The sequence below is a fragment of the Kribbella sp. VKM Ac-2566 genome, assembly GCF_004366005.1.
GTDB classification, from domain to species: domain Bacteria; phylum Actinomycetota; class Actinomycetes; order Propionibacteriales; family Kribbellaceae; genus Kribbella; species Kribbella pratensis.
This window is the reverse complement of sequence record NZ_SODT01000015.1, coordinates 237,630-259,768: the sequence shown is the minus strand read 5'-3', so window position 1 is coordinate 259,768 and position 22,139 is coordinate 237,630. Positions and strand designations below refer to the sequence as shown.

The following is a 22,139-nucleotide window of genomic DNA, read 5'->3' as shown; positions in this document are numbered from 1 at the left end:
CTTGTTCATCAGCCCAGCCATCCTGCTCTTCGTCGTCTTCGTCGCCGGGCCTCTGGTCGCCGCCTTCGCGCTCAGCTTGTTCCACTGGGATTTGCTGAGTACGCCGGAATTCGCGGGCCTGGACAACTTCAGGCAACTCGTCACCGACGGCGCCACCGTGCGCGCCGTGATCAACACCTTCGTCTTCGCGCTCGCGTCGGTGGTCACCCATATCGGGATCGGGATGCTGCTCGCGCTCGGCGTACACCGGACGATGACGCGCGGAACGAAGTACTTCGTCAGAACCGCCTATTTCTTCCCGTTCCTGGTGTCCTGGGCCGCGGTCGCGCTGATCTGGAAGTACGTCCTGGATCCGGCGTTCGGGCTGGCGAACTACTACCTCTCGGCGACGACGAACTGGCTCGCCTCGCCGACGCTCGCGTTGCCGACGCTGATCGTGGTCGACTGGTGGCACACGATCGGGTACACGTTCATCATCCTGCTGGCCGGGCTGCAGACCGTGCCGGCGCAGCTGCACGAGGCGGCGCGGGTGGACGGCGCGAACGCGTGGTGGCGGTTCTGGAGCGTGACGCTGCCGGTGATGTCGCCGACGATCTTCTTCGCGACCGTGATCACATTCATCGGCGCGTTCCAGATCTTCGACCCGATGGTGATCATGACCCAGGGCGGCCCGGACGGGGCGACCCGGAGCATCGTGCAGTACACCTACGAAAAGGGCTTCCAGTCCTTCGAGGTCGGGTACGCCGCGGCGCTGTCGCTCGTCCTGTTCGTCGTGATCATGGTCGTCACCGGCCTGCAGTTCCGCCTGAGCCGGAGGTGGGTGCACCAGTGAGGGGCAAGCTGCTCGACCTCGTGCTGGTGCTCGGCGGGGTGGTGATGATCACGCCGCTGGTGTGGCTGGTCGTGAACGCGTTGTCGGAGCCGATCGACGCGTTCCAGTTGCCGCCGCGGTGGATTCCGCGACCGCCGACGCTGCAGAACTTCCAGCAGGTGCCGGACCTGATCCCGTTCGCTCAGATGGCATGGAACAGTCTGCAGATCGCGGTGATCACGACGGCCGGCGCATTGCTGACGAGCGCGCTGGCGGCGTACGCGTTCAACCGGCTGCGGTTCCCGGGGCGGGACCAGATCTTCTCGGTTCTGCTGGCAGCGCTGGTTGTTCCGGTGCAGCTGACCGTCGTCCCGATCTTCATCATGATGCGCTGGTTGCATCTGGTGGACACGACGGTGGCGATCTGGTTGCCCGCGTTGGTGAACGTGTTCGGGATCTTCTTCCTGCGGCAGTACATCTCGTCGATCCCGCGGGAGCTGGACGAGGCGGCGATCATGGACGGCGCCGGGCATTTCTGGATCCTGTTCCGGGTGATTCTGCCGCTCGCGCGACCGGGGCTCACGGCACTCGGGATCTTCGTCTTCGAGGCGTCCTGGAACAACTTCTTCTGGCCGTACATCTTCCTGTCGTCGCCGGAGAAGATGACGCTTCCCGTGGGGCTGGTGTCGTTGCAGGGAGCGGTCGGCGGCGGTCCGGCCGTCGTACTGTTCGCCGCGATCACCCTGGTGGTGCTACCGATCCTCGTCCTGTTCCTGATCTTCCAGCGCTCGTTCATCGCCTCCATCGCGTCCACAGGCTTGCGCGCATGACCAACCACCCCGGCGCCACGCACGACCATCTCCCGACCGCGCTCAAGGCGCTCTGGCACGAGCTCCCTCTGCTGGCCACGGCCGGAGCCCTCGTCTGCGCAGCCTCGGCCGTTGTAGTACTACTCAGTCCAGGGCTGTCACCACTCAGCGTTCTCCTAGCCGCATTCGCCATCGCCCCGGTTTGGGCAGCCGTCGTCGCCACCATGGATGCAGTAGTCCGAGAAGACCGCGGCGGCGTACCCTTGCTGCTGAAGAACCTCCGCAGGCACGCACTAGCCGGGCTGGAGGTGGGTGTGGTTCCGGCAGTAGTGATCGCGCTCGCTCTACTGAACTGGCAGCTGTACGCCGGACCGCTCTACGCCCTCCCCCTGGCAGTCAGCGGCTGTGCCGGCGTGCTGCTACTACTGGCCTCCTGCTACGCGTTCAGCCTGCGTATCACCTCAGGACTGCGCGGCAAGACACTCTGGTTCACCGCACTCCATCTGGTCGCCCGCGCTCCGCTGGTCCCACTCGGCGTACTCGCACTCGTTTTCGTCGCCCTGCTCCTCGGGACCTCGGTTACCGCCTCACTACTCTTGCTCGCCCCCGGTCCGGTGGCGTTGTTCGCCTCTGCCGGCACCTGGACTTCTTATGGGACGGAGAAACATGCACTACACCGGTGAGAACCTTCGACACTTCGCACTGCCGTTGGGAGGTCTCGGCACCGGCACCGTCGCGCTGGCCGGCAACGGTGCGCTGCGGCAATGGCAGCTGCACAACATCGGCAACCACGAAGGACATGTGCCGGACAGCTTCTTCGCGATCCGCCTCTCCCGGATCGAGCCGCCGCTCGACGAGATCCGCCTCCTCCAAGGCCTGCCGCTGGACCCCACCGACACCCCGCTGGTCACCGATGACGTCGTACCGGCTGGCGAGCAACGACTGCACGAGGTCATCCCGTCGATCGGTACGACGAAGGTGACCGCTACCTATCCCCGCGCCCGTGTGGTGTACGAGACGGAGCTGCCGATCGAGATCAGCCTGGACGTGTTCAACCCGTTGGTGCCGTCGGACGCGGCCGCCAGCTCGCAGCCTGTCGTCGGGTTCACGTTCACGCTGCACAACCCGGGTGACATCGCCATCCACGGCAAGCTCGCAAGCGCGCTCCAGAACTCGGTCGGCTGGGACGGCGTCACCCCGGTCGACGGCGTGTCCTGCAGCCTGTACGGCGGCAACACGAACCGCACCCGCCGCGGCGCCGGCTGGACCTCGCTCGTCCTCGAAAACACCACGCTTCCTCTCGATCACCACGGTTCCGGGCAGCTGGTACTCGCGACCGACTCTGACGCGTTCACTCACCCGCAATGGTCCCGTCCGGACGAATTCGTTGCCTTCCTCAACGGCCCCGTACACCAGGCGAGCGGTGCCAGCGCTCCGGGCACCACCTGGAACGGCGGCCTGGCGGTGCCGTTCAACCTCCGACCAGGTGAGACCGCCACGGTCCGGTTCGTGATCGCGTGGCACTTCCCGAACCGATATGTCGACTTCAACCAGTTCGGACCGCACCCGGAGTACGGTCACACCCGCTTCTGGCTCGGCAACGCGTACACCCGTCGTACGCCGGACGCCGTCGCCGCGGCCGACCACTTCATCGAGCACTGGTCCGAACTGGAAACACTGACGACCGCCTGGACGGAGGCGTTCGAGGAGAGCAGCCTGCCCGGCGAGGCCGGTGCACGGCTAGCAGCGCTAGCGGCCGACGTACGGAGTCCAACCGTCTTCCAGACCGCGGACGGCGACGTACTCGGATTCGAAGGCGTCCTCGGCGCGTCCACCGCGATGTGGGGCGGCCGGTACGGCGGCTCGTGTCCGCTCAACTGCACGCACGTGTGGAACTACGAGCAGACGCTGTCGCGCCTCTTCCCGGCGCTGGAGCAGAACATGCGCGACACGGAGTACAACGTCATGCAGGCGCCGGAGGGGTACATCCCGCACCGGGTCCGCGCACCGCTCTACGTGAAGCAACTGTGGGACGTGGTGATCGGTGGACCGGAAGAGCCGGCCCTGGACGGGATGCTGGGCGCGGTACTCAAGACATATAGAGAGGTACGGCAGGGCGCCGGTCTGGACTGGTTGGGTCGACGTTGGCCTCAGGTGGTGCGCCTACTCGACCACATCCACGGCAAGTGGCTGCGGGACGGCGTACTGCGTGGCATCCAGCCCAGTACGCACGACATCGACCTGTGCGGTGTCAACTCGTTCATGGGCACGCTGTGGCTCGCGGCACTGCGTGCGGCGGAGGAGATGGCGCTATTGCTCGGTGAGGACGCCAAGGAGTACCGCAGCCTGTTCGACATGGGCAGCACGGCGTACGACGAACTGCTCTTCACAGGCGAGTACTACCGGCAGATCCTGGACCCGGACGAGACCCGTGACTTCCAGTGGGGTGACGGCTGCCTGGCCGACCAGCTGATCGGGCAGTGGTGGGCGCACCAGCTGGACCTCGGTTACCTGCTCCCGGAGGACCACGTGCGTACGGCGCTGCGCAACGTCGTACGGCACAACCTGCGGACCGGTTTCCGCGACTTCGACCACCCCTACCGCGTCTTCGCCGACGGCGACGACACCGGACTCCTCATGTGCACCTGGCCACGCGGCGGCCGCCCCGACATCCCCACGCGGTACTGCGACGAGGTCTGGACCGGCTCGGAGTACCAGGTCGCCGCCCACTGCCTCTACGAAGGCCTCACCGCCGAGGGCTTGTCCATCCTGCAAGGCCTCTGGACCAGGTACGACGGAACCCGCCGCAACCCGTTCAACCCGATCGAGTGCGGCGACCACTACATCCGCAACGCCGCGGGCTGGTCCGTCCTCGAAGCCCTCACCGGCTACCGCCACAACGCGATCACCAAGACCATCACCTTCGCGCCCCTCCCCCCGGCCCGATCAGGCAACACCTGGCGCTTCCCCTTCACCACCAACACCGGCTGGGCCATCGCCACCCACGACGGCACCACCCTCACCATCACCTGCAAAGCCGGCCATCTCGACCTCCGAGCCATCACGGTCGACGGCACCACCTACTCGATCGACGCCCCGATCCACCCCGGAAAACCCTTCGTGATCGCAACAACCTGACACCTACCGTCGAGGCATGGACCTCGTCGAGCGAGCGCACGCGTTGCAGGCCGAGGCCCGGGAGCTCTACCACCTCCTGGACCTCGGCACCGCGTTCCCGTGGGAGCCGGTGCTGATCGGGAGCGCCCTCTCCGGCCTGATGGTCGACCGCGACCTAGACGTCATGTTCGACGCACCGAAAGCGACGAGCACCACCATCCTCAGCGGTCTGATCACCCTGGCCGGCCGGGTGGAGTTGCGCAGCGTCGACTTCCGAGACGAGCGAGCGGACCGCCGCCCCACACCAGCAATCACCGACGAACGCTTCTACGCGGTGCTGCACACCGACGACTGGAAGATCGACCTGACCTTCTGGCTGCACGTGGTGGAGCGGCCGCATGTGGCTGATGCACTGCGGTTGAAGGGAGCGAGCGATGGGCAGCGGCGGCGGATTCTGGAGTTGAAGGATGCCGATGCCGACAGGGACAGTTCGGCGATCTACGCCGCCGTTCTCGGGAAATAGAAGAGTGCCGGCCGTCCGGCAACGCCACCGGACGGGCGGCACTCGATCAGGGGAGTCCTAGTTCGGCGGACTCTTTGTCGGTGAAGAGGCGGGAGCGGATCAGGAAGCGGACGCCCTCGGGGGCCTCCACCGAGAAGCCGCTGCCTCGGCCTTTCACCACGTCGACGGTGAGTTGGGTGTGCTTCCAGTACTCGTACTGGTTCGCAGACATCCAGAAGCCGATCGGATCGTCTACCCCGTCGACGAGCAGATCGCCGAGATGCACGTCCGCCGACCCCGTGATGAATTCCCCGTCCGGGTAACACATCGGCGAGCTGCCGTCGCAGCAGCCACCGGATTGGTGGAACATCAGCGGACCGTGCATCCCGGTGAGGCGGCGCAGCCACTCCGCCGCCTCGTCTGTCAACAACACCTTCTCGACCGTCATGAGCTCAGAAGAACCCGAGCTTCGAAGGGCTGTAGCTGACCAGCAGGTTCTTGGTCTGCTGGTAGTGGTCGAGCATCATCTTGTGGTTCTCCCGGCCGATGCCGGAGTTCTTGTACCCGCCGAACGCCGCGTGCGCCGGGTAGGCGTGGTAGTTGTTCGTCCAGACCCGCCCGGCCTGGATCTCCCGGCCGGCCCGGTACGCCGTGTTGATGTCCCGCGACCAGACGCCCGCCCCGAGTCCGTACAGCGTGTCGTTGGCGATCTTCATCGCGTCGGCGTAGTCGTCGAACTTGGTCACCGCGACGACCGGGCCGAAGATCTCCTCCTGGAAGATCCGCATCTTGTTGTCGCCCTCGAAGACCGTCGGCTGGATGTAGTACCCGCCGGCCAGGTCGCCTTCCAGTTCCGCGCGAGCTCCACCGGTCACGACCCGGGCGCCCTCGGCGCGACCGATGTCGAGGTAGGCGAGGATCTTCTCGTACTGGTCGTTGCTGGCCTGCGCGCCCATCATCGTGTCGGTGTCGAGCGGGTTGCCGAGTTTGATCGCCTGCGTCCGGGCCACCGCGTCGCCCAGGAACGATTCGTAGATCGACGACTGGATCAGCGCCCGTGACGGGCAGGTGCAGACCTCGCCCTGGTTCAGCGCGAACATCGTGAAGCCCTCGAGCGCCTTGTCGTAGAAGTCGTCCCGGGACGACGCGACGTCGGCGAAGAACACGTTCGGGCTCTTGCCGCCGAGCTCGAGGGTCACCGGGATGATGTTCTCGGACGCGTACTGCATGATCAGCCGCCCGGTCGTGGTCTCACCAGTGAACGCGACCTTGGCGACTCTGTTGCTCGAGGCAAGCGGTTTGCCGGCCTCGACGCCGAATCCGTTGACGACGTTGAGTACGCCGGGCGGCAGCAGGTCGTGGATCAGTTCGAGCAGCACGTGGATCGAGGCCGGGGTCTGCTCGGCCGGCTTGAGTACGACGGCATTGCCGGCCGCGAGCGCGGGCGCCAGCTTCCAGACCGCCATCAGGATCGGGAAATTCCACGGGATGATCTGCGCGACCACGCCGAGCGGCTCGTGGAAGTGGTACGCGATCGTGTCGTCGTCGATCACCGACACCGAGCCCTCCTGGGCCCGCAGCGCGCCGGCGAAGTACCGGAAGTGGTCGATGGCCAGCGGCAGGTCGGCGGCCAGCGTCTCGCGGACGGCCTTGCCGTTGTCCCAGGACTCGGCGACCGCGAGCAGTTCGAGGTTGGCCTCGATCCGGTCGGCGATCTTGTTCAGGATGTTGGCGCGCTCGGCCGGTGACGTCCGCCCCCAGCCCGGCGCGGCACCATGGGCGGCGTCGAGGGCACGCTCGACGTCGTCCGCCGTACCGCGAGCGATCTCGGTGAAGGTCTCCCCCGTGACGGGAGTTGGGTTCTCGAAGTACCCGCCCTTGACCGGCGGCACCCACTCCCCGCCGATGTAGTGGTCGTAGCGCGACTTGAACGTGACCGGGCTGCCATCCTGCCCAGGAGCTGCGAAGATCGTCATTGGTTCTCCTTCGGATACCCGACGTTGAACCGAAGGTAGGAGAATGAACGTTGCACCGACGTTGCAGCGCGGAGTGAGGCGGCATGGACGCATCGGATCAGGCCCGCCGGTTGAGCGAGTTGTACGACGAGGTTCTCGGCGGCGGCCGGGCAACAGCCGACCCGCGCCCGCTCGTCGCCGCCTCCTGGGAGCGCTCTCTGGCGGCCGCGGTCGATCCCGAGCTCGACGCGCCGCCGGTGATCGTCGACCCGGACGTGGTCGCGGCGCTCCGCGAGAACCACCCGCTGCAGGCCGTCCTCCCGGTGCTCCGGCAGACGCTGACCACGATCGCCGACGAGGCGTCGCACATCATGATCATCACCGACGCCCAGGGGACGATCCTGTGGCGCGAGGGATCGTCGGAGGTGAAACGCCAGGCCGACCGGATCGCACTGTCCGAGGGCGCGGTCTGGTCGGAGGAGAAGATCGGGACCAACGGCATGGGTACGTCGCTCGCCGTCGGCCAACCGGTCCAGATCCACTCGGCCGAGCACCTGGTCCGCCGGATCCACGAATGGACCTGCGCCGCCGCGCCGGTCCACGATCCCGACACCGGCAAGCTGCTCGGCGCGGTCGACGTCTCCGGACCGCTGCGCACGGTCCACCCCGCCATGTCGCCCTGGTGACCGCGGCGGCTCAGCTCGCCGAAGGACAGCTGCGGGTCCGGATGGCCGCCGCCGACGAGATGCTTCGCGCCCGCAACATGCGGCACCTGATGGCGCTCGGCGATGCGCCGGGGGCCTTGCTGACCCCGACCGGCCGCGTGCTCGCCGTCCAGCCGCTCGAATGGTTGCCCGACCGCCTCGTCGTACCGGACGGCGCCGACCGCATCGACCTCGGCGACGGCCGGGAAGGTCTGCTGGAGCGCCTGGACGAGGGCTTCCTGCTCCGCATGCCCGGTACGCCGGTACGCCGTACGCGACCGTCGTTGCGGTTGAAGCTGCTCGGCTCGGGACAGCCGATCGCGGTCGTCGACGGCCGCGAGATCGCGCTGACATTGCGGCGCGCCGAGGTACTCGCACTGTTGTTACTGCAGCCGACCGGGCTCACGGCCGACCAGTTGATGCTCCAGTTGTACGGCGACGAGGGCAACCCGACGACGGTCCGCGCCGAGATGCACCGGCTGCGGAACCTGCTCGGCGGCGGAGTCCTCGACACCAAGCCGTACCGCATCATCGCGGACGTCACCGGCGACGTGACCGAAGTACAGGCCGCGCTGCGCCGCGGCGATCTGCCGAAGGCCCTCGAGCTGTACGCCGGTCCGCTGCTCGCCCGCTCGGACGCCCCGGCACTGCGCTCCGAACGTGACGAACTCGACGCCACCCTGCGCCGCGCCGTCCTGGACGCTGCCGACGCGGACATGCTCTGGCAGTTCGCGCAGACGCCGGTCGGCGCCGAGGACCTCGAAATCTTCGAGGCCCTCGAGGCCCGTCTGCCCGTGGACGACCCGCGCCGCCCGGCGATCGCTGCCCGCCTCGCGCGGCTCGTCGACTGAGCGGACGCCCACCACTCGGCAACCTGTGCCGCAAGGCGCCCGACGCGGTCCGGCGAGCGTGCGCCGGCGGGCACGCCGCCGTTTGGTGAGTGGCTGAGGTCCGCCTTCACTCGCGGCCGACGAGGATCCACATGTAGTCGCGGTTCTTGGTCGGGAACGTGGCGGTCTTGTTGCTGACTTCCTTGGTCTTCTTGCAGTCGCTGGTGGTGTACTTCCAGCGCACCACCTGGACCCGCCACGACTGCTTGAGCTGATGCAGACGGCGTACCTTGTTGGCCGGCACCTCGGCGGTGTACGACCAACTGTCGGTGATCGCGTGGGACTTGCCGACCGTCTTGGAGTACTTGTTCTGGATCTCGGCGATCACCAGCGGGATGCTGACCCCGAGGTCACCGGACCAGGACGAGTTCGACTCCGAGGTAGCGGTCTTCTGGTAGGTGATCCGGCCCGGCCCCTCCATCCAGTCGCTGTAGAGGTTCGTGCCGACGTACACCTCGTGCCCGCCGCGGGTGTACCAGTTGACGGTGTTCGTGTCGCACTTCTTGGCCACGGCCGGTGCCGCGCTCGCCGCGGCCGGCACCACCAGACCGGTCGCGATCAGTACTCCAGCAGCGATTCCCCGACGAAGACGCATGGTTCTCTCCCACCGAAACCGATTGACAGATACTGCGGTTGCAGTGGTTAGAAACTTACGCATTGGTCCACCACGAGCACAACGAACCTTCTGTAACGCTGTGTGTCGGTTTGGTGACAGCGGAATTGGCGGCGTGACGAGCCCTACACAGACATGACTGACGGGTAACCGACCAATAACATCGCTGGTATGCAGATCCTCGCCATCGTCGTCTCGCTCGCGGTGACACTGGTCGCCGTCGCGCTGTTCGGCAAGACGATCGGGCACATCGTGTCCGTGATCAAGCTCGGTCAGCCGGTCTCCCGGACCGATGAGCCGGGCAAGCGGACCGTCACCCTGGTCAAGGAGTCCCTCGGCCACACCCGGATGCTGCAGTGGAGCCACATCGGGGTGATGCACTGGTTCGTCGCGTTCGGGTTCATCGGGCTGTTCCTCAGCCTGGTGACGGCGTTCGGCCAGCTCTTCGACCCGCACTGGGCACTGCCGATCATCGGGCACTGGTTCGTGTTCGAGTGGGTCAGTGAGGCGCTCAGCTGGACCGGCCTGCTGTCGATCATCGGTCTGATCGCGATCCGGTTGCGCAACCTGCCGCGTCGCTCGGGCGGCGAGGAGGGCCGGTACTCGCGGTTCTACGGATCGGTGTCCTGGCAGGCCTACTACGTCGAGTACACGATCCTCGGCGTACTGATCTGCATCCTGTTGCTGCGCGGTCTCGAGTACCAACTCGGAGCAGGCGACAAGTTCCACTTCCCGATGACGTTCTTCCTGGGCAGCGGACTGTTCGGCGGGCTGAGCGAGCACGGTCTGGAGAACGCGGTCTACCTGGTCGCGATGGTCAAGATCCTGATCTCGTTCGCGTGGATGATCACGATCTCGCTGAACGCGACGATGGGCGTGGCCTGGCACCGGTTCACCGCCTGGCCGAACATCTGGTTCAAGCGCAAGGCCGACGGCGGTACGGCGCTCGGCGCGCTGCAGCCGATCTCGGTCAACGGCGCCCCGATCGACTTCGAGAACATCGACGAGCTGGACGAGGACGCGGCGCTCGGTGTCGGCAAGGTCGAGGACTTCACCTGGAAGGGCCTGCTCGACTTCACCACCTGCACCGAGTGCGGGCGGTGCCAGTCGCAGTGCCCGGCGTGGAACACCGACAAGCCGTTGTCGCCCAAGCTGATCATGATGAACCTGCGCGAGCACGCATACGCCAAGGCGCCGTACCTGCTGGCCGCCGATGACGACGCCCGCAAGTCGCTGCCGGAGCTGGTGCTCGCCGAGCAGGACAAGCCCTTGGTCGGGCCCGCGGACGTCGCGGTCATCGACGAGGACGCGCTGTGGGCGTGTACGTCGTGCGGTGCGTGCGTGCAGCAGTGCCCGGTCGACATCGAGCACGTCGACGCGATCATGGACATGCGCCGGTACCAGGTGCTGATCGAGTCGTCGTTCCCGTCCGAGCTCAACGGGCTGTTCAAGGGTCTGGAGAACAAGGGCAACCCGTGGAACATGAACCCGTCCGGCCGGATGGACTGGGCCAAGGACCTGCCGTTCGAGGTCAAGCAGGTCGGTTCGGACGTCGAGTCGCTGGACGAGGTCGAGTACCTGTTCTGGGTCGGCTGCGCCGGTGCGTTCGAGGACCGCGCCAAGAAGACCACGCAGGCAGTGGCCGAGCTGTTGAACATCGCCGGCGTTTCGTTCGCCGTACTCGGTGACGGCGAGACCTGCACCGGTGACCCGGCGCGCCGGTCCGGCAACGAGTTCGTGTTCCAGCAGTTGGCGATGCAGAACGCGGAGGTCTTCAAGGAGACGAACGTCAAGAAGGTCGTCTCGACCTGTGCGCACTGCTTCAACACATTGAAGAACGAGTACTCACAGTTGGGCGTCGAGCTCGACGTCATCCACCACACGCAGTTGCTGAACCGGCTGGTCCGCGACGGCAAGCTGACCCCGGTCGCGCCGGCCGACAGCTCGCTCAACGGGCAGAAGATCACGTACCACGACCCGTGCTACCTCGGCCGCCACAACCAGGTGTACGACGCCCCGCGCGAGCTGCTCGACATCATCCCGGGCGCGGAGTACGCCGAGATGCCGCGGAACCAGACCAAGTCGTTCTGCTGCGGCGCCGGCGGCGCGCGGATGTGGATGGAGGAGAAGCTCGGCACCCGGATCAACCTGAACCGGACCACCGAGGCGGTCGAGACCGGTGCGGACAAGATCGCCACCGGCTGCCCGTTCTGCCGGGTGATGCTGTCCGACGGCCTCACCGCCAAGCAGGCGGACGGATCGGCCCGCGAGTCCGTCGAGGTCCAGGACGTGGCCCAGCTCCTGCTCGCTTCCGTAAAGCGTGGGGAAAGCTGACCTGCAACTAGCTGCAAAACACTTCCTCCCCGGGTGGTCCAGACCATAAGATCCACCGTCTGCATCATCTGGGGAGGAAACGCATCATGAAGTTCCGCGCCGCCGTGGCCACCGCGGCCGCCGTACCGCTCGTCCTCGGCCTCGCCGCTTGCGGTGGAGAGCCCAAGGCCACCGGCTACAAGCCGACGACTCCGGCCACCACAACGGCCGCACCCAAGCCGGCCGCCACCAGCACGTCCGCACCGGCCAAGCCGGCAACGGTCGCCCATCTGAACCGCGTGACGTTCGTCCCGGCGATGACGACGGCGGTCAGCAAGCAGAAGGCCTGGCACACGGTCGGCACGGTCACCGCCAACGGCTCGCCCCTGATGACGATGGACGGCGTCCAGACCACGAACCCGGTCGCCATGTCCATGGAGATGTCCGGTGCGGCGTTCCAGGGCAAGACCGCGAAGATCGTCGTGATCGGGAAGACCGCCTACCTCTCGATCCCCGGGCTGACGCCGGCCGGGAAGTACAAGAAGGTCGCGTCCGGTCTGAACGACCAGCTGACCGAGCTGATCGAAGGCGGCGACCCGACCAAGATCTACAAGTCCTTCGACAAGAGCATGGTCGACGCCAAGTTCGTCCGCACCGAGACGATCGGCGGGCAGCAGCTCGACCGGTACGCCGTGACGGTGAACACCGCGAAGGCGCTGGCCCTCCAGGGCAAGAAGGTCCCGGCCGGCCTGCCGAAGACGCTGACCTACTCGATGTGGCTGGACAAGTCCCACCTGGTCCGGCGGATGACCTTCGACCTCAGCGGTGTGTCGATGGTGATGACCATGTCCGACTACAACAAGCCGGTGAACATCACCGCGCCGCCGGCGAGCAAGATCGTGAAATAGGCCGGAATCGGTCATTTTCCCACCCTGTTGTGTGAACTTCTCGTAATCTCCCGTTACGGATGTGATCACCTCAGGATGATCGGGTGGGTGGGTGCCGATGCCGACTACACGACGCAACTTCCTTACCGTCAGCGGAGCAGCGGCGGCGCTCGCGCTGAGCGGCAGTCTTCCGGAGATCAAGACGGCCGCAGCGGGCTGGACCGGCCGGGTGGACCGGCGGGATCCGTTCACGCTCGGTGTCGCGTCCGGCGATCCGTTGCCGGACGCGGTGGTGATCTGGACCCGGCTGGCCCCCGATCCACTCGCGCCGTTCGGCGGGATGGATCGGCGGCCGGTCGAGGTGCAGTGGCAGGTCGCGGAGGACGAGGAGTTCCGCCGGATCGTCCGCTCCGGCACGGCCAGGACCGGGCCCGAAGCGAGTCACTCGGTGCACGTCGACGTACGCGGTCTGCGGCCCTGGCGGCACTACTGGTACCGCTTCCGCGTGAACGGGCAGCTCAGCCCGGTCGGTCGGACCAGGACCGCACCGGCGTACGACGCTGTCGTTCCTGAGCTGTCGCTGGCGTTCGCGTCCTGCCAGGCATGGTGGGAGGGCTGGTACACGGCGTACGCCGACATGGCGAAGCGCGACCACGACGTGGTGTTCTTCCTCGGCGACTACATCTACGAGTTCGGGATCGACCGCGGCATCCGGCCGCATTCGAACGAGCCGTACATCACCCAGCAGACCGTGACACTGGACGAGTACCGGCGGCGGTATGCGGCGTACAAGCTGGATCCGGATCTGCAGAGCGCGCACGCGAAGGCGCCGTGGATCGTGACGCTCGACGACCACGAGGTGGTCGACAACTGGGCCGACGAGGCGCATCCGAGTGCGCCGCCCGCCCAGTTCCGGGTACGCCGGGCCAACGCGTTCCGCGCGTACTGGGAACACATGCCGCTGCGGCTCGCGCAACTGCCGAAGGGGCCGGACATGCAGCTGTACCGACGGTTCAGATACGGGCGGCTGGCAGAGTTCAGCGTGCTCGACACGCGCCAGTACCGGTCGGACCAGGCGTATGGCGACGGCACGAAGGCGCCGGGGCCGGAGACGAAGGACCCGGCGCGCACGATCACCGGTGACGCTCAGGAGAAGTGGCTGCTCGACGGGTGGGCCGCGTCGCAGACGCGCTGGAACGTGCTGGCGCACCAGACCGCGATCGCCCGGCTGGACACGAAGGACGGGCCGGAGGTGCTGGTCCCGATGGACACCTGGGACGGGTACGAGGCATCGCGGAACCGGATCCTCGGCGGCGCGGTACAACGCAAGGTTCGCAACCTGGTCTCGATCGCGGGCGACCTGCACCGCAGCGTGGCGTCGGACCTGAAGCTCGACTTCAACGATCCGGCATCGGCGACGGTCGGAGCCGAGTTCGTCGGTACGTCGATCACGTCCGGGATCGACGGTCAGGACCTCGACGCCGGCGGCGCGACCTTGCTGCGGGAGAACCCGCACATGAAGTTCGGCAACTTCCAGCGCGGGTACGTCAGCTGCTCCATCACGCCGCAGCGATGGATCTCCGACTACCGAGTCGTCGACAAGGTGTCCGTCCAGGGCGGCACCGTGAGCACTCGGGCCAAACTCCTCGTGGAGGACGGCCGCCCCGGCATCGCGGAGGTGCAGAAATGAGGATCCCCCGACAGACCGTCGTCGCGGCCGGCACGCTGCTGGCGGCCGCCGTGCTCGGCTCCAGTTCGATGCCTGCGGCAACCCCCGACGTGGCGGCAACCTCCGACGTGGCGGTGAGCGTCGCTCCGGAGCAGCTGAGCGTGGTCGGACTCCCGTGCTTGCCCAGCACCCTCAACCTGACGATGACCAACACCGGCAGCCAGGACCGGTACGCCGACCTGACGCTCGAGCCGACCGGTCCGCTGCAACTGTCCCGCACGCTCTTCTCCTCGTGGCTGCCCGCGGTCGATCCCGACCAGCCCGTGTCCGCGCCGGTCGAGATCCGGGTCCCGCGCGAGACCAAGCCCGGCAGCTATCAGATCGGCGTCGAGGTCGACCGGTCGCGGGTCACGGTCCCGGTGACGGTCGAACCGCTGCCGTCGAAGGGTCCCGGTGACAACCTCGCGCTCGGCGAGCAGGCGACGGCGTCCTCCACCCACGGCAACTTCACCCTCTGCGGCGCCGTCGACGGCGACAAGGACCCAGAACACTGGGACACCCTGACCGGCTGGAACGACGGCACCCGCGCGGTCTTCCCCGACACGTACGACGTCGCACTGTCGGCCCCCGCCACCGTGAACCGGGTAGAGCTCTACACGCTCGACTCAGCGAAGTACCCGGCACGGCTCAACGGCCTACGCGACTGGGACATTCAGGCCAAGGTCGGAGGCGTATGGCAGACCGTCACACAGGTCCGCGGCAACACCCTGGGCCACGTCACATCGACCTTCGACCCGGTCCAGGCGGAAGCTGTACGTGTCCTCTGCCTCGACGGCAACGACCACACCTACTCCCGCATCGTCGAACTCGAGGTCTACGGAACCTAGGTCAACCATTTGAACTATGCCTGGTTCAGAAGAAGTCGCGCTCGCCTTCGATCTGGGCTCACCGGACGGCGACCTCATCCACGTCCGACGCGGCGACGCGGATGCTTGGCGGCTGAACACCTCAACCGGGAGCTATTTCGTCAAGGGGTACTTGGCTGCCGCGGATGTGCACCAACTGGAACTCGCGATGGCGTTCGAGCGTCAGGCGCTCGCGTCCGGCGTGGACATGCCAGAGCCGATCGCGCCGACCAATCCTCTTCTTGGCTGGGTGACCCGCATCGAGGATCGGCTGTTCCGCGTCTACCGATGGATCGAGCACCGAACACCCGAGCCCGACATCTCGGCCTGGCTCGGCGGGACGATGGCGAAGGTCCATGAACTGCAGCCACTCGGTCGGGCCGGCTTGCCTCGGTGGTGGCGGCAACCGGTGCAGCCGCCGGGGACCTGGGAGGGCTGGTTCGCCAAGGCCCGACAACGCGACGCCTCATGGGCAGCTCTGCAAGCGGACAGCCTTCCGCACATCCTCGCGGTCACAGCGCGCATCGCCGAACTCTGCGACGACGTACCGGACCTCGTAACGACGCATGGCGACTTCAAGACCCACAACATCGTCACGTCTCCATCCGGTCCAGTATTAGTGGACTGGGACAGTGTCCGGACCGACAGTGCAGCCCTTGAGGCAGGTCGGTCGGCGTACATCTTCGGAGACGGCGAACCCGAGCAGATCAAGAGAATCCTCACCGCGTACGTCGCAGCAGGCGGCGATCTCGGATGGGCCGGCGCGGATCTCTTCCTCAGTGTGGCGAGAAATGTCGTCCAGGTGCTCGGCGAGCAGATCCGCGTCTCACTCGGGGAGACCACTGCAGTCCGATGGATGGGCGACCACACGGCGATCGAGAACGCCATCGGCAACACTCTGCGGGACCTTCCCGGCAAACTCGACCAACTGCACCGAGCAACGCAAACGATCGATTTACTCTGAGTTGTCCAGCAGACCGAAGTGGCGCAGCGTGCGCTCAGCCACCTCCTGCGGCTCGAGCGCGCTGGTGTCGATGACCAATTCGTCCAGATCCGCGGCGTCGAGGCGCGCGGCGATCTCGTCACAGCGCTCCAGGTGCCATTCCAACGCCGACCTCTGACTCGCGGTGTACCGGCCGCGCAGCCGTTTCCTGGTGATGTCGGCGTTCGCGGTGAGACGAACCATACGAAGAGGGCTCTCGACCGCGGCCTCGTAGCGCTCTCGATCGGCCGCGGTACTGATCACCCCACACATGACCAACTGACGCGGCCCAACCGACCGATAGGACTTCCAGACCGCGGCAATGTTGTTTGCCTCGATCAGAGCATTGTCCTGCTCAGCAGGCGGCCACGACCGATGGAACCAGTCGACATCCATCAGACTGAACGGCCGACCGGCATCCGCGAGCAGATCCCCGACATGCTCGAGCGCAGCCGACTTCCCAACACCGAACCCACCGTTCAAAAAGATCGCGTAACCGGACGGCGGCACAGCGCATCCTCCCTGGAACGACAAAACCCGCAGGTCGCAAACACACCGCTGACCTGCGGGTTACCGATGGAGCGGGTGACGGGAATCGAACCCGCACTGTCAGCTTGGGAAGCTGATGTTCTGCCATTGAACTACACCCGCGCGGCCGATCTCCCGGCAGCGGTGAAGAGCATAGCCGATGCGCCAAGGGGCCGGCATCACGGGTCCGGCGCGCCGCGCGACTGCGACGCCGTACCGGGACTGGGAACACCCGGCGGGGACTTGGGACAGGTCATTGCCTGTCTCCTGTCCCCAGCACATGTCCCCGGGTCTTGTCCGAGGTCCCGGGTGGCGGGGTGGTTGTTGCCGGGTCAGGAGGGTTGGTGTGTAGAAGGTGCCCGATGCATCGAAAAGAGGGGGTGGGCGGTTTGCATCGGGGGTTCTTGGGCAGTTTTTCACAAAGGGCACGTTCAGGACTGGGCAGGTTCGTCATCTTCTGGCAGATTAGAACGCGTTGCCGGGGGCAACATTCGACGCAACGTGAGGATGCGGTCCTCGCCGGGACCGGACAAGATGGTTGCGGGGCAACTGGATGAAGGGGTGAACGGTGGCAACAGACACAACTGACGCGGTGGACAACCTGGAGAAGGAACTCGTCACGTTGGCACGGCGGCTGCGCGGTCTGCAGCGGACGCTGTCCGACGAGGCGCATCCGGACCTGGAGCCGGCGCAGTACGCGTTGCTGAACCACGTGGAGGAGCTGGCGCCGGTGCGGATGGCCGACCTGGTGGCAGCGCTCGAGGTGGACAAGGGACCGGTCAGCCGGGCCTGCGCGCGACTCGAGGAGGAGGGCCTGCTGAAGCGGGCCGCCGACAAGTCGGACGCGCGCGCGACCCTGCTGACGCTGACCGCGGCCGGCAAGCGCAAGCTGACGGCGGCCCGGAAGAAGCGGCACAAGGTGATCGAGGACCTGCTCAAGGACTGGTCGCCGGCGCAGGTGAAGACCTTCGCCAGCCAGGTGTCGAAGTTCAACAAGCTGGCCAACTGAAAATAGTTGCCTCAGGCCCACGGTCTGGTGGTGTGCTCCCGCCGGGGAGCTGAGGGCTCCGGACGACTCACCACCAGGCACGGGAACGGGCCCGACCGGCAACTCGAGCTGTGCGGACGAGCGGCACGCTGCTAACGTGCGACCGTGCTGCTCTCCGACCGCGACATCTTGGCCGAGCTCGACGCGAAGCGGGTCCAGCTGGATCCGTTCGAAGCTGCGATGGTGCAGCCGTCGAGTGTCGACGTACGGCTGGACCGGTTCTTCCGGGTCTTCGAGAACCACAAGTATCCGCATATCGACCCGGCCGAGGAACAGCCCGATCTGACCCGGCTGGTCGAGCCCGAAGGCGGCGAGCCGTTCATCCTGCATCCCGGTGAGTTCGTCCTGGGATCGACGTACGAGCTCGTCACGCTGCCCGACGACGTCGCCGCCCGGCTCGAGGGCAAGTCGTCGCTGGGCCGTCTGGGCCTGCTGACCCACTCCACCGCCGGCTTCATCGACCCGGGCTTCTCCGGCCATGTGACGCTCGAGCTCTCGAACGTCGCGACACTGCCGATCAAGCTCTGGCCCGGCATGAAGATCGGCCAGCTCTGCTTCTTCCGGCTGTCCTCCCCCGCCGAGTACCCGTACGGCTCGTCGAAGTACGGCTCCCGTTACCAGGGCCAGCGCGGCCCGACCCCGTCGCGCTCGTTCAAGAACTTCCACCGGACCGACATCTGACAAACGAAAGGGCCCCGGAAAACCGGGGCCCTTCTCGCTGACGTCAGGCGGTCGGCTTCAGGAAGATGAACACGGATTCGAGCTCGACTGTGCTCATGCCGTCACCGTTCGGCAACTGCCCGTAGACACCGCCGTACGGCGACACGGCCGACGGCGACAGCATCTTGCCGTCGAACAGACCCATGTCGCCGTTCCCGGGAGACTCGTTGCCCGTCGGAGAGTCGCTGCCGGACGGCGTGTCACTGGACGTGGGCGTGTCACCGGAGGACGGGGTTTCGCTCGAGCCCGGGCTGGACGAGGACGACGCGCTCGGCAGGTCCTCACCGGTCTTCGCGTCCATCAGCACCGGCTGTGCCTCAGTCTGCGCGTAGACGACACCATGGAAGGCCGCGGTCACCCGAGGTACGACACGGCCGCCGGAGTCGTTCGTGTAACCCCACGTCTTCTTGCCGGTCGCGTCGTCGAACCCGACGATCTCCACGGCACCGCCCTGGACCGTCCTGCTCGTGCAGACGACCGAGGTCGCCTGGTCCGCGAGGCACTCGACCTCGACGTTCGAGTCCGACGGGGCCGCGGGCACGGTCTGCGTGACGGCACCGGTCGAGAGGTCGATCACGAAGAGGGCCTGGCCCTTGGTGCCGCTGACGTACGACGAGTCCTTGTATCCGTAGAAGTACGCGTGCCCGGCACTGGTGGCCAGCGGCTTGAGGGAGGCCTGCTTGAGCGGGACCTGCTTCGTGACCTTCCCGCTCGCGCCGTCGACGAGCAGCACCGTGCCGTCCGCGGAACCCTCGTCCGCCGCGCCCTTCGAGCCCGCGACCACTCCGTCGTGCACGGCGGCCGGGTTCATCCCCGGCACGACCGTGGACTTCTGCGTCTTGGGATCCGCGTACACCGTCTGGTACTTCGACACGCTGCCGGACAGGCTCACGCCGACGGCGATCTGACCGGTCTCCGGGTCGTAGGCCGCGCCCGCGATGCTCGGGGTGCCGGGCGCGGTGTCGCCGGTGCCCTCCAGCGTGCTCACCTTCGCGGACACCTCGGCGATCTTCTGGCCGGACGCCACGTCGACCCAGTGGACGACCACCAGCCCGGTCGGCTTCTGCGTCCCGCTGCCCTTGTCGGACTCGGCGTACGCGACCAGGGCGACGTCCTTGCCGTCGACCTTGACCGCCGCCGGCTTCGTCGCGTCACTGACCTTGGTGGTCTCGGCCTCCGCGGACTTGACCGTCCAGGTCTTGTTCGGGTCGGCGACGTCGTGGCCGGTGAGGCCGGTCCAGCGCCCGATCAGCGCGACCTGGCCGGCCATGCCCGTCTGGGCCTTCGCCTCCGAGAACGGGTTCGCCTTGTCCTTGATCACCGGGTACGCCGCCGCGGCGGTGAAGGCCTTGGGCGGGTCGAACGACGGGGCAGCCGGGGCGGACGGTGTGGCCGAGGTGGTGGACTCGCCGCTTTTGTTCTCGGAGCCCGAGTCGGACTTCTTGTCGTTGCCGCCGCAACCGGCTACCAGGATCAGGGCTGCGGTGACAGCTGTGGTTGCCACCATCGGACGCAACATCGTTGGTTTCTCTCCCATGTCGACCGAGAATGATCGACTGAACGCTAGCAGTGTCCGCGGGTCCGCCCGGCGGTTATCCACAGGCATTGCACGAACCTGCAGCGCTACCGGCGGACCGTCGGTCCCGCGCCGAGGAGTCCGAGCCTTTCGAGTACGGCGCAGATCGCGGCGGCCGGGCCGTTCAGCGGTAGGCCGTTCAGCGGTACGCCGTTCATCGGACGATCGAGAGCCCGGTCCCGCGATGGCGGGGCTGCGGCTCGGTCAGGCGGCGGGACGCGGGCTCCAGCCGGTCGGCGATCCTGCGCAACAAGTGCGCCACCCGCGTGCGCAGCGTGGTGCGCGGCCTGCCGTTGCGCCCTATCGCCCGTGCTTCGATTCTCCGCAACTGGTCCTCGACGCGGTAGCGGGCAACTTCCTGCTGCTCGGTCATCATGATGGTGCTCCCCTCGCGTAATCCCCGTGCTGTGGTTTCAGAGTGGTTTCAGGCAGTGCTTCGCCCAGGTCCCGCCCCCAGTGGCGGGACCTTGTGCGGTGGTGGGTGGGTCAGACCTTGACGACGGTGATGTCGCCGGAGACGGTGCGGGCGCGCAGCATCAGGGCGCGGTCCCCTTCGGCCGGCTTCTGGCCGGGCTCGAGATCGCACCGGATCCGTCCGGTGACCGTCTTCAGGTCCAGGTACGTCGGAAGTCCGTCCGGGACCCCGATCTGTACGTCGCCGCGGGCCGTCTCGGCCTGGACGCTCGGCCCGTCGGCGATCTCGACCTTGACGTCGCCGGAGCCGGAGGTGGCGACCGAGTGGTCGCGGATCCGCTCGATGGTGATGTCACCCGAGCCGACCTTGACGGAGGTGGGACCGGCCGCGTCGCCGATCGTGACGTCGCCGGAGCCGGTGCTCAGGCCGAGCGCGTCGCCGGCCTCCTCGATGTCGATCGAGCCCGAGCCGGTGCCGGCCCGGACCGCGCCGGCGGCCGACTCGACCTTGACGTCACCACTGCCGGTGTTGACGCCGAGCTCGTTCTCGACCCGGGTCAGCCGGACGTCGCCGGAGCCGGTCGCGAGCCGCGCCGAACCGAGCGGGACGTCCGCGGTGATGTCACCGGAGCCGGTCTTGACCCGGGCGTCGAGCACCGCGGAGGTGGCGATCCGGACCTGGATCTCCGGCCCCCGGCGGACGTTGCGCGGCCCCTCGACGATCAGCTCGCCGTCCACGACCTCGACGACGACGTCCTCCTCGGGCCCGCTGTCGACCTCGACGGTGACCGCGGTGCCCTCGCCGTCGGCGTTGGCGCCGATCTCGACCAGGCCGGAGCCGATGTCGATCCGGATCCGCTCGATCCGGTCGTTCTCGTCGTCGATGATCTGCTGGCTGAAGCCGCCCATCACTCCGCCCATCCCGTCAGTCGCTGGCCCGGCCCGTGTCCGCCACGGCGGCGTTCCTTGTCCTCGCGTCGCCGGTCCTTGTCGTCCCGGCGGCGGTCCCGGTCGTCACGACGCCGATCGCGCTCCCAGCGGCCGCGGTCCTGGCCGAAGACGCCTTCCTCGCCGAACGGGCCGTTCGGGCCGAACACGCCGTTCGGGCCGAAGACCCCGTCGGGGCCGAGCGGTCCGTTCGGACCCAGCGGGCCCTCCGGACCGAACACCGGGCCACGCGGCGGGCGCGGCGGCCGGGGTGGGCGCGGGCCGCCGCGGCGGCGCTCGCTGAGCGCGGTCATCACGGTGCGCATCAGCCACGCGTTCGAGGAGATGCCCTCGGCGTTGGCGGCCTCGTCGACCTTGTTCTTGATCGACATCGGCAGCCGCAGCGTGATCCGCGCGGTCGGCTCGTCGGCGTCGAACACGAACTGGTCGCCGGCCTCGGCGTCGGTCTCGTCGTCGATGTCTTCGTCGGTCTCGTCCGGACCGGTCAGCTGGCTGGGCGCCGGCGTGACCACGAACTCCGGGCGGCCGCCGGCCATCCGGAGCTCGACCGAACCCGGGGACAGCTCACGGCTGATCTCCCCGGCGGCGTCGGACAGGGCTGAGATGAGGGCCAGGCGGCCCGCGTCATCCAGCGTTGCCCCGAGGCGCTGTGCCACGGAGCGAGTTTGCTCGTCGGCCAGGGCGGTGGCGTTCTCAACGCTCCGCCGGACCGACTCGAGGTAATGGTCAAGTTCCATGACAGCAAGCA

22 protein-coding genes and 1 tRNA gene are annotated in these 22,139 nt (G+C 67.2%); 14 read left to right on the top strand and 9 right to left on the bottom strand.

The window, feature by feature from the left end; all coding sequences use genetic code 11:
* Position 1: 1 nt before the first annotated feature.
* Genes EV647_RS38335 through EV647_RS38315 form a run of 5 tightly spaced genes read left to right on the top strand, consistent with a single transcriptional unit; the run spans position 2 to position 5,260 of the window.
* Positions 2–832 carry a carbohydrate ABC transporter permease gene (locus EV647_RS38335; protein ID WP_238177603.1) on the top strand — a complete coding sequence of 277 codons (831 nt, stop codon included), beginning with the start codon at positions 2–4 and terminating at the stop codon, positions 830–832.
* Positions 829–1,641, top strand: a complete 813-nt coding sequence (locus EV647_RS38330; protein WP_238175351.1) for a carbohydrate ABC transporter permease — start codon at positions 829–831, stop codon at positions 1,639–1,641. Before EV647_RS38335 ends, EV647_RS38330 begins: the two co-directional genes overlap by 4 nt.
* Positions 1,638–2,303, top strand: a complete 666-nt coding sequence (locus EV647_RS38325) for a hypothetical protein (protein WP_134011979.1) — start codon at positions 1,638–1,640, stop codon at positions 2,301–2,303. The genes EV647_RS38330 and EV647_RS38325 overlap by 4 nt, the downstream gene beginning before the upstream one ends.
* A complete protein-coding gene (locus EV647_RS38320) occupies positions 2,287–4,758 on the top strand; it encodes a GH116 family glycosyl-hydrolase (protein ID WP_134011977.1) in 2,472 nt (823 codons plus the stop codon). Before EV647_RS38325 ends, EV647_RS38320 begins: the two co-directional genes overlap by 17 nt.
* A 16-nt stretch (positions 4,759–4,774) precedes the next feature.
* Positions 4,775–5,260 (top strand): hypothetical protein, encoded by a 486-nt coding sequence (locus EV647_RS38315; protein WP_134011975.1) that lies wholly within the window; start codon positions 4,775–4,777, stop codon positions 5,258–5,260.
* Between the two features lie 46 nt (positions 5,261–5,306).
* On the opposite strand, the gene EV647_RS38310 is transcribed toward EV647_RS38315, so the two are convergent.
* Both EV647_RS38310 and adh read right to left on the bottom strand, forming a co-directional pair.
* Entirely contained in the window at positions 5,307–5,687 is a 381-nt protein-coding gene (locus EV647_RS38310; RefSeq protein WP_134011973.1) for a DUF779 domain-containing protein, read from the bottom strand.
* Positions 5,688–5,691: 4 nt separating this feature from the next.
* A complete protein-coding gene (gene adh / locus EV647_RS38305; protein WP_134011971.1) occupies positions 5,692–7,215 on the bottom strand; it encodes an aldehyde dehydrogenase in 1,524 nt (507 codons plus the stop codon).
* 83 nt (positions 7,216–7,298) lie between these two features.
* Here adh and EV647_RS43265 point away from each other — a divergent pair, with 83 nt between their 5' ends.
* Complete coding sequence (locus EV647_RS43265; RefSeq protein WP_238177602.1) at positions 7,299–7,880, top strand: GAF domain-containing protein; 582 nt, start codon at positions 7,299–7,301, stop codon at positions 7,878–7,880.
* Positions 7,877–8,749 carry a hypothetical protein gene (locus EV647_RS43260; RefSeq protein ID WP_238177601.1) on the top strand — a complete coding sequence of 291 codons (873 nt, stop codon included), beginning with the start codon at positions 7,877–7,879 and terminating at the stop codon, positions 8,747–8,749. Before EV647_RS43265 ends, EV647_RS43260 begins: the two co-directional genes overlap by 4 nt.
* A gap of 106 nt (positions 8,750–8,855) precedes the next feature.
* Here the strand turns inward: EV647_RS43260 and EV647_RS38295 are convergent, their stop codons facing one another.
* The gene (locus EV647_RS38295) at positions 8,856–9,383 is read right to left on the bottom strand and encodes a hypothetical protein (protein ID WP_134011969.1); all 528 of its coding nucleotides are present in this window, start codon (positions 9,381–9,383) and stop codon (positions 8,856–8,858) included.
* 189 nt (positions 9,384–9,572) lie between these two features.
* Here EV647_RS38295 and EV647_RS38290 point away from each other — a divergent pair, with 189 nt between their 5' ends.
* From EV647_RS38290 to EV647_RS38270, 5 genes are all read left to right on the top strand, one after another.
* Positions 9,573–11,735, top strand: coding sequence for a (Fe-S)-binding protein (locus EV647_RS38290; RefSeq protein WP_134011967.1), 2,163 nt, complete (start codon positions 9,573–9,575; stop codon positions 11,733–11,735).
* Positions 11,736–11,821: 86 nt separating this feature from the next.
* Positions 11,822–12,622 (top strand): hypothetical protein, encoded by an 801-nt coding sequence (locus EV647_RS38285; protein WP_134011965.1) that lies wholly within the window; start codon positions 11,822–11,824, stop codon positions 12,620–12,622.
* Between the two features lie 97 nt (positions 12,623–12,719).
* Positions 12,720–14,291, top strand: coding sequence for an alkaline phosphatase (locus EV647_RS38280; RefSeq protein WP_134011963.1), 1,572 nt, complete (start codon positions 12,720–12,722; stop codon positions 14,289–14,291).
* A complete protein-coding gene (locus EV647_RS38275) occupies positions 14,288–15,157 on the top strand; it encodes a hypothetical protein (protein WP_202876459.1) in 870 nt (289 codons plus the stop codon). The genes EV647_RS38280 and EV647_RS38275 overlap by 4 nt, the downstream gene beginning before the upstream one ends.
* A gap of 16 nt (positions 15,158–15,173) precedes the next feature.
* Complete coding sequence (locus EV647_RS38270; protein WP_134011961.1) at positions 15,174–16,139, top strand: aminoglycoside phosphotransferase family protein; 966 nt, start codon at positions 15,174–15,176, stop codon at positions 16,137–16,139.
* On the opposite strand, the gene EV647_RS38265 is transcribed toward EV647_RS38270, so the two are convergent.
* Both EV647_RS38265 and EV647_RS38260 read right to left on the bottom strand, forming a co-directional pair.
* Positions 16,131–16,553: a hypothetical protein gene (locus EV647_RS38265; RefSeq protein ID WP_134011959.1), complete on the bottom strand. Its 423-nt coding sequence runs from the start codon at positions 16,551–16,553 to the stop codon at positions 16,131–16,133. The two genes, EV647_RS38270 and EV647_RS38265, sit on opposite strands and share 9 nt — an antisense overlap.
* Before the next feature lie 181 nt (positions 16,554–16,734).
* Positions 16,735–16,808: transfer RNA gene (locus tag EV647_RS38260), tRNA-Gly, on the bottom strand.
* Between the two features lie 445 nt (positions 16,809–17,253).
* On the opposite strand from EV647_RS38260, the gene EV647_RS38255 reads away from it, so the two are divergent.
* A complete protein-coding gene (locus EV647_RS38255) occupies positions 17,254–17,694 on the top strand; it encodes a MarR family winged helix-turn-helix transcriptional regulator (RefSeq protein ID WP_133784386.1) in 441 nt (146 codons plus the stop codon).
* 144 nt (positions 17,695–17,838) lie between these two features.
* Positions 17,839–18,414: a dCTP deaminase gene (gene dcd / locus EV647_RS38250; protein ID WP_134011956.1), complete on the top strand. Its 576-nt coding sequence runs from the start codon at positions 17,839–17,841 to the stop codon at positions 18,412–18,414.
* 43 nt (positions 18,415–18,457) lie between these two features.
* Here the strand turns inward: dcd and EV647_RS38245 are convergent, their stop codons facing one another.
* The 4 genes from EV647_RS38245 to EV647_RS42330 all read right to left on the bottom strand — a co-directional run bounded on the left by EV647_RS38245 (position 18,458) and on the right by EV647_RS42330 (position 22,128).
* Positions 18,458–19,990, bottom strand: a complete 1,533-nt coding sequence (locus EV647_RS38245) for a hypothetical protein (protein ID WP_134011954.1) — start codon at positions 19,988–19,990, stop codon at positions 18,458–18,460.
* Positions 19,991–20,183: 193 nt separating this feature from the next.
* A complete protein-coding gene (locus EV647_RS38240) occupies positions 20,184–20,405 on the bottom strand; it encodes a hypothetical protein (RefSeq protein ID WP_134011952.1) in 222 nt (73 codons plus the stop codon).
* 110 nt (positions 20,406–20,515) lie between these two features.
* A complete protein-coding gene (locus EV647_RS38235) occupies positions 20,516–21,364 on the bottom strand; it encodes a DUF4097 family beta strand repeat-containing protein (RefSeq protein ID WP_134011950.1) in 849 nt (282 codons plus the stop codon).
* Complete coding sequence (locus EV647_RS42330) at positions 21,352–22,128, bottom strand: hypothetical protein (protein ID WP_166680532.1); 777 nt, start codon at positions 22,126–22,128, stop codon at positions 21,352–21,354. Before EV647_RS42330 ends, EV647_RS38235 begins: the two co-directional genes overlap by 13 nt.
* Between the last annotated feature and the right edge of the window lie 11 nt (positions 22,129–22,139).

What these genes read in the sequence shown, in the direction of transcription:
- EV647_RS38325 (WP_134011979.1), top strand. Translation starts at nt 1,638, where the DNA reads ATGACCAACCACCCCGGCGCCACGCACGACCATCTCCCGACCGCGCTC.
- EV647_RS38320 (WP_134011977.1), top strand. Translation starts at nt 2,287, where the DNA reads ATGCACTACACCGGTGAGAACCTTCGACACTTCGCACTGCCGTTGGGA.
- EV647_RS38315 (WP_134011975.1), top strand. Translation starts at nt 4,775, where the DNA reads ATGGACCTCGTCGAGCGAGCGCACGCGTTGCAGGCCGAGGCCCGGGAG.
- EV647_RS38310 (WP_134011973.1), bottom strand. Translation starts at nt 5,687, where the DNA reads ATGACGGTCGAGAAGGTGTTGTTGACAGACGAGGCGGCGGAGTGGCTG.
- adh (WP_134011971.1), bottom strand. Translation starts at nt 7,215, where the DNA reads ATGACGATCTTCGCAGCTCCTGGGCAGGATGGCAGCCCGGTCACGTTC.
- EV647_RS43265 (WP_238177602.1), top strand. Translation starts at nt 7,299, where the DNA reads ATGGACGCATCGGATCAGGCCCGCCGGTTGAGCGAGTTGTACGACGAG.
- EV647_RS38295 (WP_134011969.1), bottom strand. Translation starts at nt 9,383, where the DNA reads ATGCGTCTTCGTCGGGGAATCGCTGCTGGAGTACTGATCGCGACCGGT.
- EV647_RS38290 (WP_134011967.1), top strand. Translation starts at nt 9,573, where the DNA reads ATGCAGATCCTCGCCATCGTCGTCTCGCTCGCGGTGACACTGGTCGCC.
- EV647_RS38285 (WP_134011965.1), top strand. Translation starts at nt 11,822, where the DNA reads ATGAAGTTCCGCGCCGCCGTGGCCACCGCGGCCGCCGTACCGCTCGTC.
- EV647_RS38280 (WP_134011963.1), top strand. Translation starts at nt 12,720, where the DNA reads ATGCCGACTACACGACGCAACTTCCTTACCGTCAGCGGAGCAGCGGCG.
- EV647_RS38275 (WP_202876459.1), top strand. Translation starts at nt 14,288, where the DNA reads ATGAGGATCCCCCGACAGACCGTCGTCGCGGCCGGCACGCTGCTGGCG.
- EV647_RS38270 (WP_134011961.1), top strand. Translation starts at nt 15,174, where the DNA reads ATGCCTGGTTCAGAAGAAGTCGCGCTCGCCTTCGATCTGGGCTCACCG.
- EV647_RS38265 (WP_134011959.1), bottom strand. Translation starts at nt 16,553, where the DNA reads ATGGATGTCGACTGGTTCCATCGGTCGTGGCCGCCTGCTGAGCAGGAC.
- EV647_RS38245 (WP_134011954.1), bottom strand. Translation starts at nt 19,990, where the DNA reads ATGGGAGAGAAACCAACGATGTTGCGTCCGATGGTGGCAACCACAGCT.
- EV647_RS38240 (WP_134011952.1), bottom strand. Translation starts at nt 20,405, where the DNA reads ATGATGACCGAGCAGCAGGAAGTTGCCCGCTACCGCGTCGAGGACCAG.
- EV647_RS38235 (WP_134011950.1), bottom strand. Translation starts at nt 21,364, where the DNA reads ATGGGCGGAGTGATGGGCGGCTTCAGCCAGCAGATCATCGACGACGAG.
- EV647_RS42330 (WP_166680532.1), bottom strand. Translation starts at nt 22,128, where the DNA reads ATGGAACTTGACCATTACCTCGAGTCGGTCCGGCGGAGCGTTGAGAAC.